At 70.9% G+C, this 12174-nt stretch carries 18 protein-coding genes; 7 read left to right on the top strand and 11 right to left on the bottom strand.

Features of this window, described 5'->3' with window-relative positions:
• The first annotated feature begins 132 nt into the window (after nt 1-132).
• Complete coding sequence (locus IE307_RS19725; RefSeq protein WP_191299527.1) at nt 133-567, top strand: HIT family protein; 435 nt, start codon at nt 133-135, stop codon at nt 565-567.
• Nucleotides 568-573: 6 nt separating this feature from the next.
• On the opposite strand, the gene IE307_RS19720 is transcribed toward IE307_RS19725, so the two are convergent.
• Together IE307_RS19720 and IE307_RS19715 are read right to left on the bottom strand one after the other, a co-directional pair.
• Nucleotides 574-1608, bottom strand: a complete 1035-nt coding sequence (locus IE307_RS19720; RefSeq protein ID WP_191299525.1) for an aldo/keto reductase — start codon at nt 1606-1608, stop codon at nt 574-576.
• A gap of 30 nt (nt 1609-1638) precedes the next feature.
• Complete coding sequence (locus tag IE307_RS19715; RefSeq protein WP_191299523.1) at nt 1639-2049, bottom strand: VOC family protein; 411 nt, start codon at nt 2047-2049, stop codon at nt 1639-1641.
• A gap of 149 nt (nt 2050-2198) precedes the next feature.
• Between IE307_RS19715 and IE307_RS19710 the strand changes: the two genes are divergently transcribed.
• Genes IE307_RS19710 through IE307_RS19695 form a run of 4 tightly spaced genes read left to right on the top strand, consistent with a single transcriptional unit; the run spans nt 2199 to nt 4513 of the window.
• Nucleotides 2199-2909 (top strand): type VII secretion target, encoded by a 711-nt coding sequence (locus IE307_RS19710; protein WP_191299521.1) that lies wholly within the window; start codon nt 2199-2201, stop codon nt 2907-2909.
• Nucleotide 2910: 1 nt separating this feature from the next.
• Nucleotides 2911-3930 (top strand): CHAP domain-containing protein, encoded by a 1020-nt coding sequence (locus IE307_RS19705; RefSeq protein WP_191299519.1) that lies wholly within the window; start codon nt 2911-2913, stop codon nt 3928-3930.
• Nucleotides 3927-4208 (top strand): YbaB/EbfC family DNA-binding protein, encoded by a 282-nt coding sequence (locus IE307_RS19700; protein WP_191299517.1) that lies wholly within the window; start codon nt 3927-3929, stop codon nt 4206-4208. Before IE307_RS19705 ends, IE307_RS19700 begins: the two co-directional genes overlap by 4 nt.
• Nucleotides 4205-4513 carry a hypothetical protein gene (locus IE307_RS19695; protein WP_191299515.1) on the top strand — a complete coding sequence of 103 codons (309 nt, stop codon included), beginning with the start codon at nt 4205-4207 and terminating at the stop codon, nt 4511-4513. The genes IE307_RS19700 and IE307_RS19695 overlap by 4 nt, the downstream gene beginning before the upstream one ends.
• Here IE307_RS19695 and IE307_RS19690 read toward each other — a convergent pair.
• Complete coding sequence (locus IE307_RS19690) at nt 4510-5280, bottom strand: ESX secretion-associated protein EspG (protein ID WP_191299513.1); 771 nt, start codon at nt 5278-5280, stop codon at nt 4510-4512. The two genes, IE307_RS19695 and IE307_RS19690, sit on opposite strands and share 4 nt — an antisense overlap.
• A 28-nt stretch (nt 5281-5308) precedes the next feature.
• Between IE307_RS19690 and IE307_RS19685 the strand changes: the two genes are divergently transcribed.
• Entirely contained in the window at nt 5309-6079 is a 771-nt protein-coding gene (locus IE307_RS19685; protein ID WP_229904878.1) for a helix-turn-helix domain-containing protein, read from the top strand.
• On the opposite strand, the gene IE307_RS19680 is transcribed toward IE307_RS19685, so the two are convergent.
• Genes IE307_RS19680 through IE307_RS19660 form a run of 5 tightly spaced genes read right to left on the bottom strand, consistent with a single transcriptional unit; the run spans nt 5994 to nt 9147 of the window.
• Nucleotides 5994-6602, bottom strand: coding sequence for a hypothetical protein (locus tag IE307_RS19680; protein ID WP_191299511.1), 609 nt, complete (start codon nt 6600-6602; stop codon nt 5994-5996). The genes IE307_RS19685 and IE307_RS19680 overlap by 86 nt on opposite strands.
• Complete coding sequence (locus tag IE307_RS19675) at nt 6599-7282, bottom strand: hypothetical protein (RefSeq protein ID WP_191299509.1); 684 nt, start codon at nt 7280-7282, stop codon at nt 6599-6601. The genes IE307_RS19680 and IE307_RS19675 overlap by 4 nt, the downstream gene beginning before the upstream one ends.
• Nucleotides 7263-7535: a WXG100 family type VII secretion target gene (locus tag IE307_RS19670; protein ID WP_191299507.1), complete on the bottom strand. Its 273-nt coding sequence runs from the start codon at nt 7533-7535 to the stop codon at nt 7263-7265. The genes IE307_RS19675 and IE307_RS19670 overlap by 20 nt, the downstream gene beginning before the upstream one ends.
• Nucleotides 7532-8710: a PPE domain-containing protein gene (locus tag IE307_RS19665; RefSeq protein WP_191299505.1), complete on the bottom strand. Its 1179-nt coding sequence runs from the start codon at nt 8708-8710 to the stop codon at nt 7532-7534. Before IE307_RS19665 ends, IE307_RS19670 begins: the two co-directional genes overlap by 4 nt.
• Complete coding sequence (locus tag IE307_RS19660) at nt 8707-9147, bottom strand: hypothetical protein (protein WP_191299503.1); 441 nt, start codon at nt 9145-9147, stop codon at nt 8707-8709. The genes IE307_RS19665 and IE307_RS19660 overlap by 4 nt, the downstream gene beginning before the upstream one ends.
• Before the next feature lie 222 nt (nt 9148-9369).
• Between IE307_RS19660 and IE307_RS19655 the strand changes: the two genes are divergently transcribed.
• Nucleotides 9370-9744 (top strand): STAS domain-containing protein, encoded by a 375-nt coding sequence (locus IE307_RS19655; protein ID WP_191299501.1) that lies wholly within the window; start codon nt 9370-9372, stop codon nt 9742-9744.
• Nucleotides 9745-9791: 47 nt separating this feature from the next.
• Here the strand turns inward: IE307_RS19655 and IE307_RS19650 are convergent, their stop codons facing one another.
• The 3 genes from IE307_RS19650 to IE307_RS19640 are packed head-to-tail and all read right to left on the bottom strand — an operon-like array spanning nt 9792 to nt 12045.
• Nucleotides 9792-10787: a zinc-binding alcohol dehydrogenase family protein gene (locus IE307_RS19650; protein WP_229904877.1), complete on the bottom strand. Its 996-nt coding sequence runs from the start codon at nt 10785-10787 to the stop codon at nt 9792-9794.
• Nucleotides 10784-11695 carry a catechol 2,3-dioxygenase gene (locus IE307_RS19645; RefSeq protein ID WP_191299499.1) on the bottom strand — a complete coding sequence of 304 codons (912 nt, stop codon included), beginning with the start codon at nt 11693-11695 and terminating at the stop codon, nt 10784-10786. Before IE307_RS19645 ends, IE307_RS19650 begins: the two co-directional genes overlap by 4 nt.
• 2 nt (nt 11696-11697) lie before the next feature.
• Nucleotides 11698-12045 carry a 2Fe-2S iron-sulfur cluster-binding protein gene (locus tag IE307_RS19640; RefSeq protein ID WP_229904876.1) on the bottom strand — a complete coding sequence of 116 codons (348 nt, stop codon included), beginning with the start codon at nt 12043-12045 and terminating at the stop codon, nt 11698-11700.
• Nucleotides 12046-12174 lie beyond the last annotated feature (129 nt).

The raw sequence follows: 12174 nt of genomic DNA, 5'->3' as shown, positions 1-12174 counted from the left end.
CTCGCCCGTGCTGATCAACGAGTGCGAAAGTCGGAGGCAGGCCAGAACAATGGTCACGCGCTATTGGATGTGGCGAGCCCGGGAATGAATGGACAGCCGACACATTCCAATCGATCGCCTCTAAGCTGCACCATGACCGATCAACAGGACGACTGCGTCTTCTGCGCCATCGTCGCCGGAGATGCCGAAGCGAGCGTGGTGCACGCGGACGACCGGGTCGTCGCGTTCATGGACCTCGGTGCGGTGACGCCTGGCCACGTCCTCGTCGTGCCCAGGCTGCACGCCGTCGGCCTCGAAGACCTGGACGAGGACACGAGCACGCACGTCTGGAGGACCGGCCACCGCCTCGGCCGCGCCCTGCGCCGGTCCGGACTGCGCTGCGAAGGCGTCAACGTGTTCCTCGCCGACGGGGAAGCCGCCTTCCAGGAGGTCTTCCACTTCCACCTGCACGTGTTCCCGCGCTTCCGCGGCGACACCTTCCGCATCGACGCGGACTGGGCCACCCGCGACCGCTCCCTGCTCGACGCGGACGCGGGTCTCGTGCGTCGCGGACTGGCCGCTCTCTGAGGTGAGTCAGGCCGCGGCGCGGTCGTCCACCGCACGGCGGCGCAGACCGGAACGGGTGAGCGCCTCCGGCACCGGGGCGACGTCGACCGCGCCCAGGTCGGTGCCGGGCGGTACGACCTCGTCGATCCGGTCCAGCACGTCGTCGGTGAGGGTGGTGCCGGCCCCGGCGAGGAGGTCGTCGAGGTGGGCGGCGGTGCGCGGGCCGATGATCGCCGACGTGACGCCGGGGTGGCTCACCACGAACGCGAGCGCGAGGTGGGTGAGCGACAGTCCGGCCTCCTCGGCGATGGGGAGGAGCCGTTCGACGGCGGCGTGTTTGTGCTCGTCGGTCATGTGCCGGGGGAGCCAGTGCATGCTGCCGGCCGAGATCGGTTCGCCGCCGGGCCGGAAGCGGCCGGTGAGCAGGCCCGCCGCCAGCGGGCTCCACGTCAGCACGCCCAGCCCGTACCGCTCGCAGGTGGGCAAGACGTCGCGTTCGACGCCTCGGTTGAGGATCGAGTAGTGCGGTTGCTCGGTGCGGAACCGGGCGAGGCCGCGGCGTTCGGCGAGCCACTGCGACTCGACGATCTGGGCGGCAGGGAGGCCGGAGGTGCCGATCGCCCGCACCTTGCCCGCGCGCAGCAGGTCGGTCAGCGCGGACAGGGTCTCCTCCGCGTCGGTGCGGTGGTCGGCGTGGTGAACCTGGTAGAGGTCGAGGTGGTCGACCCCCAGGCGGCGCAGGGAGTCCTCGACGGCGGTCATGATCCACCGGCGGGAGTTGCCCTGCCGGTTGGGATCGGTTCCCATGGGACCGTTGAACTTCGTGGCCAGCACCACGTCGTCGCGCCGGCCGCGCAACGCCTTGCCGACGATCCGTTCGGTCTCGCCGTCGCCACCGTAGACGTCGGCGGTGTCGACGAAGTTGATGCCCGCGTCGAGCGCCCGGTGGATGATCCGGGCGCAGTCGTCGGGGTCGGGGTTGCCGTGAGGGCCGAACTTCATGGTGCCCAGGCAGAACGGGCTGACCTGAACACCGGTGTGCCCCAAGGTGCGCATGCGCACAGGAAGAGCCTTTCGTCAGAAGGGATCGGGTCAGGCGGCGAGGTCGAGGGTCCAGGTGACCCCGAACCGGTCCCGGAGCATCCCGTACAGCGGCGCCCACCCGGCCGGGCCGAGGTCGGCCAGGACCGTCGCGCCCTCGGACAGGCCCTTCCAGTAGCCGGTGAGCTCCTCGACGTCGTTGCCGCGCACCGAGACGAAGAACGGCCGGTCGCCCGCGTCGTAGGTCTGGTTCTCGCGCACGTCGTACGCCATGACGTGGAACCCCGCCTCGGTGCGGACCTCGCCCCACGAGACGCGCTCGGCGTCGGCCGGGTGCTCGACGTCCTGGGCCTGGGCGTAGGTGAACGCGACCACGTGCCCGCCGAAGACGGACCGGTAGAACTCCAGCGCCTCACGGGCGTTGTCCCGGAAGTTCAGGTGGACGGTGGTCTCGATGCTCATGGTTTCTCCCTCTCGTGTGCAGACCGAGTCTCACAGCAGTAGGTGACAGGGAACGTCCGCTTCTGCCGCGATGGTCTCTCCGCGCAACGCTGCTGTCCCAGCGCGCAACGCCGATGTCGCGGGCGGCGGCGAGCGGCCAGGCTGACCGCATGAGCAAGTTGAGCCCCGAGCAGATCGCACAGCACGCCCGTGCCGCCGGGTTCGAGGGCGAGGGCCTCACGATCGCGATCGCCGTCGCCCTCGCGGAGTCCGGCGGGGACCCCCGAGCGCACAACGCCAGGCCGCCGGACGACTCCTACGGTCTGTGGCAGATCAACATGCTGGGCGGGATGGGGCCCGAGCGGCGCAGGCAGCACGGGCTCGACTCGAACCGCGAGCTGTTCGACCCGCGTGTGAACGCCAAGGTGGCCAACTCGCTGTCCAAGGACGGCAAGTCGTGGACGCCCTGGTCGACCTACACCAACGGCGCCTACCGGAAGTACCTCGACGTCGCACGCGAAGCAGCACGGGGGAGCAGGACGCCGGCCCGGCTCGGCGGCGGTGGGGGACGCGACGGGTTCACAGTGGACCCGGCCGCGCTGGACCGGTACGTCAAGCAGGGCAGGGACATCGCGGACGACCTGGCGTCGATCGGCACGAAGCACGTGCGGCAGGTGCGCGAGATCGCCGACAGCAGCTTCGGGCGGATCGGCAAGGAGACCGGCTTCGCCTCGGCGCTGGAGACGTTCGGAGCCGCGCTGCACCGGCAGGTGAACGGCGTCGGCCGCAACGCCGACCGCCTGGCGCGCTCGACCGGGCGCATCGCGCGCACCTACCGCGCGCAGGACGACGCGATCGCCGACGACTTCAAGCGAGGATGACGTGGACACACGAGCGTTGGCGCGCGAGTTCGCCACCAGGATGGTCGGGCACCGCAACGCGTTGGCGGGCAAGGCCGATGACGCGATGCGCGTGCAGTTCGCGTTGAACCAGGCGGGAAGCGCCCTGGACGACCAGCAGGACGTCGTGCGCAAGGCGGCCGGACACGCCCTCGGCCAGTGGGAAGGGGCGAACTCGGAGCAGTTCGAACGGCGTTCCGACCGGCTGGTGAAGCAGATCCGGGCGACGGCGTCCGTCAGCGCCCAGGCCGAGAAGGCGGTGGCCGGCGCGAGCAGCGCCCTGGTCACCGGGCACACGGCCGCCCAGCGCCTGGTCGACGAGTACGTCACCAAGGCCGCCGCGATGCTCGACGCGGGGGTCGCGAGCGGATCACAGGCCGCGCTGATGAAGGCCGTCGCTACTGCGGCGGACCTGGAACCGAAGTACACGCGGGAGTCCGTGCGCAACGTCCGGCAGGTCAAGGCCGAACTCGACGAGGCCAAGCGGAAGCTGAAGGCGCTCGAGAGCGAGATCGAGCCCGACAAGGTCGCCGATCCTCGCACCGCGAAGCGCGGCGGGGGAGCCACCAGGCCGTCCGGCACGAAGACCCGCAAGATCGTGTCCGCCGCCCGCGGCGAGATCGGCACGAGGGAGAGCCCGCCCGGCAGCAACCGCAACCCCTACGGGCCCACGACCTTCTGGTGCTCGTCGTTCGCCACGGCGATGTGGCGCAAGGCCGGTGTGGACATCCCGATCCTGCCGTTCACCGGCGACGTCTACCGCTGGGGACAGCGCCACGGCAAGGCGTACGGCAACGGCGACCTGAAGCAGAACGTGCGGCCCGGCGACGTCCTGCTGTTCGGCACCGGCCCGCAGAGCCCGTCCACCAGCAAGCACATCGGCATCGTGGAGAAGGTCGACGGGAACACCGTCACGTTGATCGAGGGCAACTCCGGCGACCAGGTGCGCCGCAACACCCACCAGCTCAGCGGCACGAAGTTCTACGGAGGAGTGCACCCGTGATCACCGGACACGCGCACCACGCCACGGGCATCTCGATCGAGGTCGGCGTGGGCGGCGGGATGCGCGCCGTCACGCTGACCGAGCGGTCGATGCGCCTCGGCCGCGCGGCACTGGCGGACGAGATCCTCACCCTGGTGCGGATCGCGACCGCGCGGGCCAACGAGCGGGCCCGGCACGCGCTCGGCGACGAACACCTGGAGACGCTCGGCATCCACCTCGACGCCGAGCTCACCGAGGAGATCGAGTCCACCACACCGGAGAGCTGGATGGTCCGATGACGCACGAACCGCGAACCCTCGAAGAGGAACTGGCCGAGGACGAGGAACGCGAACCGCTCGGCCTGCGCGCCGCGCTGGACGCGATCACCCGCTCCGCCCAGGCGGACGACGTGGTGGTGACGGTCGACCTGCACGGCAAGCTCGTCGGCCTCGAGCTCGGCCCGCGCGCGATGGAGCTCAGGCCCGTCGCCCTGGCCGCCCGCCTGCAGCGGCTCACCGCCCACGCCGCCGAAGCCGCGCTGGCCGCGGGCGCCGAGGTGCTCGCGGCCGTGCTGGACGAGCCGGTGGAGCTCCAGCCGTCCTAAGAGGACTGCGCCACCAGGTCGGTGAGGCGCCGGGTGATCCAGGTCAGGTCGGCGGGGACCACCCGGACCCACTGCTCGTCGCGGACGTCCTCGGTCGTGACGACGTACCGTCCCGCGGTCGTGTCGGACCACGTGAGCACCGGCGAACGCCCTCGGGCGCCGTTCACGGCCAGCTGCCCCGCACCGAGCCTGCCCGCCTCCGCGATGGTGATCAGCGGACGCATCGCGCTGCCGCGCACGCCCGCGTCGGCCAACGCCCGTTCCAGACCGCCGTAACCGCTCTCCGCGTACCCCCGCAGCGCCGCCGAGTACGCCGCGCGCGGCAACCGCAGCTGCTCACCCGGACCGGCCTGGCGGTCACCGAGCACCCTCACGACCGCGCTCACGAGGCCCTCGGCCGGGAAGGGTTCGAGCGCCAGCTCCCCGGCGTTGAGCACGGCGAGCACGCCCCGGCTGCCCCGCACCGCGGCGAGCACCCGCCACGGCTGCTCGCCGAACACCACCGCGTCGACGGACGTCGTGTGGTGGCGCAGCATCCCGAGCAGTTCCTCGAACTCGGGATCGACCTCGTCGTCGCGGAGCAGACCGGCGGTCGTCAGCGACGCGAACACCTCGGTGCCCAGCTCGTCCCGTTCGGCCTCGGTGGCGCCGTGCGACGGCACGTCGAGCGCCATCGGCGGGTCACCGAAGCCGAGGTCCTCCCACACCAGGTCGAACTCGAGGTGGGACAGGACGACCGCGCCGGTCGCCGGTGAACGCCGTGCCATCAGAACTCCCGTGGTTAATCTTGTCCGCGTGCAACAGGACGCGGAGGTCGCGAGCGGTGTGCTGGTCGTGCGCGCCTCTGGTGCGGCGGCGGCCAGGGCCGCCCTGACCGGCTCGCCGTCCACGCCCCAGTCCGTCCAGCTGCTGATGCGGTGCCCGGTCCACCGCTCCGTGCCCGGGAACACGCACGTGTTCGGCGACTGCTCCCTGCACGTCCTGCCCGTCGGCACGATCATGCTGACCGTGCCCGAGGCCAAGCTGTCGACCGGGTTCACCGACCTGCGCCGGCTCATGTTCCAGCCCGTCGAGGTCGGCGAGGGCCTGCGCACCGCGTTCTCCAGCGCGGTCGGGCACGTCCTCGCCGCACGGGACGTGCTGGACCCGGTCGGCGTGGCGCACCACCTCGTCGGACTCGCGGAGATGGTGCTGCGCAGCGCGTTGCGCGACGAACTGGAGCGCGCCGACATCGCCACCGGGCACCGGCGTGCCGCGCTCGAGCACATCCGCGCGCACCTCGGCGACCCGTCCCTGACGCCCGGCGAGGTCGCCAAGGCGCTGAACATCTCGCTGCGGCGGCTGTACCAGGTGTTCGAGGGCGAGCCGAACGTCGCCGAGCGGATCAAGATGCTGCGCATCGACCGCGCGAAGGCCCTGCTGGCCGACCCGGCAAAGGCCGACCGCGGCGTCGGCGAGATCTCCCGCGACTGCGGGTTCGTCAGTGCGACGCACTTCTCCCGAGCCTTCCGCGCGCTGGTGGGACAGCCTCCGACCGACTACCGCCGGCACGCGCTGCCGAGGTGAACTCCACGCCGTTCACGAACCGCCCGGCGATGCCGGCCAGCTCCAGCCACCCGCGCCCGGTGGGGGAGTGCAGGGTGAACACGGCGATCCTCGGGCGTGCCGGATCGGGCACGACGATCTGCAGCTGCGCCCCGACACCGGTCGCCGGGACCCGCTCGACGATCACCGCCGGATAACCGCGCGCGGTTATGGCGCTGGTCATCTCGGTGATGCCGGGACCACCGGCGTCGGCGAGGTGGAAGCACAGCTCCCGCGCGGCCTCCGGCGTCAGCACGCGCTCGACCGCCACCAGACCCGCCACCAGCACCGCCGGGTCGGCGTCGAGGTGCTCGACGATCGCCACGACACCGGCGTCGTGGCGCTGCGCCAGCTCGGCGGCCTGCGCGGCCGCGATCTCCAGACCGGGGTCGCGCGCCCGGTCCGGCCCGCGCAACCGCCGCAGCAACGACAACAACTCGGCGGACGTCGCCTCGGCCGAGCTCACGGAGACCGGGGTGACGCCCCGCACCGGCGTGAGTCTCACCGCTCACCGAGTGCCGAGACGAAGGCAGCCGCTCCACCGCTGGGCCTGGTGGTGGTGCGCGGTGCGGCGAGCAGCGTCCCGGCCAGTTCGCCACCCAGCGCCGAGTAGGCGTTCAACGCCTGGACGACGCCACCGAACAGCTCCTCGCGACTGGGCACGTTCCCGGCCGCCTCCACCCCGCCGCCGAGCAGGTGGCGCAACCGCTCCGCGACCCGCCGCGCGGTGCTGTGGTGGTCGGCTTCCAGATCCCGCGCCGCCGCCAGCACACCGTCGAGGTCCCGGCGCAGCTCCTCCAGCCGCGCCGTGGCGGCCACGTGCGCCGGACCCCCGCGGAAGGACGCCAGGACCACCTCGTTGTCCGCGTCCTCGACCGCACGCCGCAGCTCCCGTGCACGCCTGTCCAGCTCTTCCGCCCTGCGCTGGTTCGCCAACACCGTTCCCGCCCAGTCCTCCAACGCGCCGGCGGCGGCGTTCAACGTGCGCCGCGCCGTCTCGAGCTCCTCGCGCACACCGGCCAGCCGGGCTGTGAACGCCTCGGCCGCGGCCCCTTCCCAGCCGCCCGGCGGCGCCGGAACCTCCACCAGGAGCCGGCACCGCTCGCCGGCCGAGCTGACAGCTCCCGCATCACCCGGCACCGGGTCGAAGCCGAGGCCCCGGTAGTCACCCATGACCCAGCTCATCAGCGTCGCGGTAGGCCGCCGCGGCCGACCGGAGCTCAGCGGACGCGTCCGCGAGCGTGGAGCGCAGCGCTGCCACCTTGTCCTCCCACGACCGCATCAGCTCGTCCGCGGCCTCCGTGACCCCCGGCCCCAGATCCCCGGCCGAACCGAGTCCGAGCGCGTCGACCACCTCGCCGAGCGCCTCACCCGCGTCGTCCAGCCGCTCCGCCGTCACGCGGACGGCGGCGACGTCGACGACGAACCCGTCGCTCATTCGCCCAGCACGGGCGGCGCACCCGGCGGGATGTCGTCCAGGAAGTCCATCCGCTCCGCGTACCGGTTGGTGTGCTGCCGGTCCTCCTCACCACCGCCACCGGCCGCGGGCGGCATCATGCCGTACCCACCCGCCCCCGGCGCGCCTCCCGGACCACGACCGCTCAGGCCCGCCGCAGTGCCGCTGCCCGCCTGCTGACCCAGCACGCCGGCGGCACCGCCCGGCACCCCAGGTCCGCCCTGCAGGCCCGCGGCAGTCCCGCCCGGCGTGGCGCCGTGGACACCGCCGATCGGTGCGCCGAACGCCGTCGCGCCGTGCGGACCAGTTCCCGCGCCGGTGGGGCCGAACGCGGCGACCGACGTGGTGTCGTCGTCCTCGTGTGCCGGCGGGCGCACGTCCGGTGCCGGTACCGGCTCCAGCGGCCGCGGCGTCGCCTCCGGTGTGCTCTCGGGCGGCACGGTCACGGGTGGCGGCGGTGGCGTCGGCGTGACAGGACCCGGCGGCTGTGCGACCGGCGGTGCCGTGTCGAACACCGGCAGAGTGCTGCGGGTGTTCCTGCTCTCGTTCTCGTACACCTGCATGACGGCCACCGCCTCCGCCTTGGCGTTGCGCGCCTCGGCCTTGGTCGGCATGTGGTCGTCGGTCAGCTGCTCCAGCAGGTTCAACCCCTGCGGCCCGTCGACCACCTTGACGTCGTAGCCCTCCCGGAAGTGCCGCTCGGCCCAGTAGTGCACCGGCTCCGGCAACCGCCGCTTCGTCTCCTGCAGCACCGACGTGTAGTTCTCGAGACCACGCGCCACCCGCTCCGCGGAGTCGCCGACGTTCTCACCCCACGAGGTCAACGCCGAGGCCGCCTGAGCCGCCAGCTCCGCCGACGGCCCGCGCCAGGACGCGGTGAGCCGGTTGACGACGTCCTGCACCGACCGCGACGTGCCGCGCAACCCGGGCGCGAGCTCCTGCCACTGCCCGCTCCGCACCGACATCCCCGGCACGTCCGCCGCGTGCACCATGTCCCACATCTGCTGGTGCGTGTACGCGTCCCAGCGAATGGTCCCGGAGTCGAACGCGTCCTCGACGAGATTCCTGCGCCGCTGCGCCCGTAGCCTCCTCTCGCGCCGAGCCTGCCTAGCCGACGGCCTGTGCTCCTCGGAGTAGTACCCCTTGTCCCTGCTCATGCCTGCCTCTTGAACGTCGCGGCGGCGTTCTCGTCCACCGCCACCTGCGTCTTCTTGACGTTCTCCAACGCCTCGATCACCAGGTCGAGCTGCCGGACGTAGGACGTCAGCGCGGCCCGGACACCACCTTCGGCATCCCGGGCCCGCAACCCGAACGCCTTGCGCATCTGCACCGCGACCGGCCCCTTGCCGTCCGGCAACGGCGTGGCCAGAACCGAGCTGCCCGCCAGGTGGCCCGCCAGTTCGTCCCGGCGCTGGTGCAGCAGCCTGATCGCCTGGTCGAAGTCGCCGGGGTCGATCGCGATGCTGTCCGCGCTGGTCGTGGGCACGCCCACCAGGCCGATGCCGGACACCGGGCCGACGACCTCCAGGACCCCCCCGTCCTGGATCGACTTCCTCAAGCGCTCGGCCTCGTCCACGCTGTCCACCCTGACCACGGGCGCACACTCCCCTTGTTCGTGTTTCGACGACTCAGCCCACATAGTGACCGGATGGGACCGCTGGATCCAGTCCCCGGTGCACGGATCGGCACGAACGGTGCGCCCCCAGGCACGGCGGCGTCGAGTTGAGGATCCTGTGAGCGCAACGTAGCGTCGGAATGTACGCGCGGTGATGACGTCTTTTGGAGGAACAGTAGTGATGCGTCCGCAGGGTGCACGATGACGGTCGAGCCAGCCGACGGGCCCGCGGCCGAGGTGCAGACCGCCGATCGCGACGGAGTGCTCGTCGCCACGGTCACGGGAGAGCTCGACCCGGCCACCGTCGACGGCGTCGGCACCGCCCTGGGTGATCTGCTGGACAAGCGGCCGCCCGCCCTCGTGGTCGACCTCGCGGTGTCGTTCCTGAGCTCGGCCGGGTTGTCGATGCTGTTGAAGCTGCACGGGCGAGCCCAGAACGACGAGATCGGGTTCGTGATCGTGGCGGAGGACAACGCTGCTCAGCACCCGCTGTTCATCACCGGGTTGAGCGAGGTCCTCCCGCTCGCCGACACGGTCGACGCCGCTGTCGAGTCGCTTCGCAAGTCCGGGAGCTGACGAGGTCGTGGACGGTGTGACCGGTCCGGCACGGACCGGGCGCCCGTTCAGGTGACCACCACCCCCTTGCCTCCCAGCGAGTTCGCCTCCATCTCACGATGAGCCGCGACGATCTCGTCGAGCCGGTACCGGCGCGCCAGCGGCACGTGAATGCGATGGGAGGCGACATCGTCGAGGAACTGTTGCAGCACCTGAGGGCTCAGGTTGTGCGCCTCACCCGCGTAGGCGGTGAGACGCACGCCCTGAGGGATCACGTCCATGGGGTGGAACTGGGGAATCGTCCACTCGTTGGCGAGCATGCCGGTGAAGCACACCGTGCCCTGAGTGCGAGTGGCCCGCAGCGTGTCCGGCAACGTTCCGGTTCCGACGAGTTCGATGGCGCCGTGCACCCCTTCGGGAACGAGGCGGCGGACCTGCACCGCGACGGCGCCGTCCTCGATCAGCACGTGGTCGACGCCTTGTGCGCGCAGCAAGTCCGCTTTGGCGGGATCGCGCGTGGTGGCGAGCACCACGGCGTCCATCTTCTTCGCCAGCAACGCCGCCGTCAGTCCTACTGACGACGTGCCGCCGCGGATCAGCAGCGTCTGGCCGGGTCGCAGATCGACGCCCGTGGTCAGCGACCCGTGCGCTGTTTGCAGCATTTCGGGCACGGCACCGAGAACGGCCCAGTCGAGGTCGGAGCTGAACGGGATCACCACGGATGCCGGGACGCACACGTACTCGGCGTATCCGCCGTCGAACTTCCTGCCCATCCCGCCCATGATCGCCGCCACCTGCTGCCCGTGCCGCAGCGTGCCCGAGGGGTCGACGTCCACCGTGCCGACCGCTTCGATGCCCGGCACCCGCGGGAAGGTGACCGCGTCGCCCGACAACCCCTGCCTGGTGTACAACTCGGAGCGGTTCAGCCCGAACGCGCGCACGCGGATTCGCACCCAGCCCGGTTCCGGCTCGGGCAGTGGCACGTCCTGGACCACCAGCGACTCCGGTGGTCCGGGCGCGTTGAGCACGACGGCGCGCATGCTGGACTTCCTGGGAACGGTCATGTGACCACCTGCAGGAAGTCCTGGTCGATCTCGCGGTGCGTGTAGTTGATGCCGCGAGCGGCTTGGTCCATGGTCCACGTGATGGGCCGGAAGTCGGGGCCGGTGCGGTAGCCGCCGGAGAAGACCTCGTTGCGGTTGCCGGCCGGGTCGAAGAAGTAGATCGTGCCGCCGCGCGTGATGCCGTGACGTGCCGGACCGAAGTCGATGGGGACGTCGTCCATCGACATGATGTCGCCCGCCTTGAGCAACGCGCTCCAGTCGTCGATCTCGTAGGCGAAGTGGTGCAGCTTGCCGTTGTCCCCCTTGACGAACGCGATGTCGTGGGGCTGATCGCCGCAGAACATCCACGACCCCACGAGGTCGGAGTCCTCATCGCCCGCGACGAGCCGTTCGGCGGGGCGGAACGAGAGCACGTCCTGGAAGAACCGTTCGAGCAACGCGGGGTCTTCCGTGGTGATGAGCGCGTGGTTGATCCTCGGCACTCCTATGCCCCGCAGGTTGCGCGGCCACGGGTCGGGGTTGAGCTTGCCGACCTTGGTGCCCAGCAGTTCCACGTCCGAGTACAGCTCCAGCACATGCTCGGAGGGCAGCGTGATGCGCAGCCCGTCGCCCACACCGGCGTTGTCGCCCTTGGACATCCGTTCGCACGAGGCGCCGAAGGTCCGCGCCTTGTCCTCGATCGTGTCGAGCGTGCCGTCACCGGTGACCTTGTAGCCGAACTTGACCAGTCCGACTCCGCCTTCCTCGAGCACGACGGAGTGGTGGTCGTCCTCGTCCCACGACTTGAGGTAGACCTTGCCGGGCTCCTCGTGGACGGCGTCCATGCCCAGTGTTTCCAGGTAGTGCACCCGTGCTTGCTCGAGATCGGTGACGCGCACGTGCACGTAGCCGAGTCTGATCACTGCCATGGTCAACGTCCTTTTGCGACGGTGGGATTGAGGTGGTGCTCGGGGGAGGGGCTGGTCAGCACGGCACGCAGCGGTCGTGCACCGAAGTCGATCACCACGTCCGTGGTGGGCACGGCGCGGCACGGCAGGCATTGCCCGGCCTTCCGGGCGGCTTCGTCCAGCACCGACTCCGCCACCGGCACCGGGTAGCGAACGTGCCCTTCGACCAGGTGCGCCCGGCAGGCTCCGCAGCCACCGCGACGGCACTTGTACGGGCTCCGCCAACCGTTGCGGCGCAGAGCGTCCACTACTGACTCGTCGGGTCTTGCGCGCACCTGCACGCCCTGCGGCACAACGTGGATGACTGTCATGGCACACCTTTGCGCGACGTGGGCGAACCCTTCCTCCGTCCTCGCAGAATAGAAGCCGCCGACGGGTAGTTCAAGTTCGAACATCTGTCATTCTTCCGCAAAGTTGCATAAGTTTCGGCTGGTATCTGT

Origin of the sequence: Lentzea cavernae (genome assembly GCF_014653695.1) — a bacterium.
Taxonomy (GTDB): Bacteria; Actinomycetota; Actinomycetes; order Mycobacteriales; family Pseudonocardiaceae; genus Lentzea; species Lentzea cavernae.
The sequence above is the reverse complement of the archived record's forward strand: the minus strand, read 5'-3'. Positions and strand labels throughout refer to the sequence as shown.

Coding starts and splice junctions, on each gene's coding strand:
- IE307_RS19695 (WP_191299515.1), top strand. CDS start 4,205: ATGACGCACGAACCGCGAACCCTCGAAGAGGAACTGGCCGAGGACGAG.
- IE307_RS19715 (WP_191299523.1), bottom strand. CDS start 2,049: ATGAGCATCGAGACCACCGTCCACCTGAACTTCCGGGACAACGCCCGT.
- IE307_RS19640 (WP_229904876.1), bottom strand. CDS start 12,045: ATGACAGTCATCCACGTTGTGCCGCAGGGCGTGCAGGTGCGCGCAAGA.
- IE307_RS19650 (WP_229904877.1), bottom strand. CDS start 10,787: ATGACCGTTCCCAGGAAGTCCAGCATGCGCGCCGTCGTGCTCAACGCG.
- IE307_RS19665 (WP_191299505.1), bottom strand. CDS start 8,710: ATGAGCAGGGACAAGGGGTACTACTCCGAGGAGCACAGGCCGTCGGCT.
- IE307_RS19670 (WP_191299507.1), bottom strand. CDS start 7,535: ATGAGCGACGGGTTCGTCGTCGACGTCGCCGCCGTCCGCGTGACGGCG.
- IE307_RS19690 (WP_191299513.1), bottom strand. CDS start 5,280: ATGGCACGGCGTTCACCGGCGACCGGCGCGGTCGTCCTGTCCCACCTC.
- IE307_RS19710 (WP_191299521.1), top strand. CDS start 2,199: ATGAGCAAGTTGAGCCCCGAGCAGATCGCACAGCACGCCCGTGCCGCC.
- IE307_RS19655 (WP_191299501.1), top strand. CDS start 9,370: ATGACGGTCGAGCCAGCCGACGGGCCCGCGGCCGAGGTGCAGACCGCC.
- IE307_RS19645 (WP_191299499.1), bottom strand. CDS start 11,695: ATGGCAGTGATCAGACTCGGCTACGTGCACGTGCGCGTCACCGATCTC.
- IE307_RS19675 (WP_191299509.1), bottom strand. CDS start 7,282: ATGAGCTGGGTCATGGGTGACTACCGGGGCCTCGGCTTCGACCCGGTG.
- IE307_RS19725 (WP_191299527.1), top strand. CDS start 133: ATGACCGATCAACAGGACGACTGCGTCTTCTGCGCCATCGTCGCCGGA.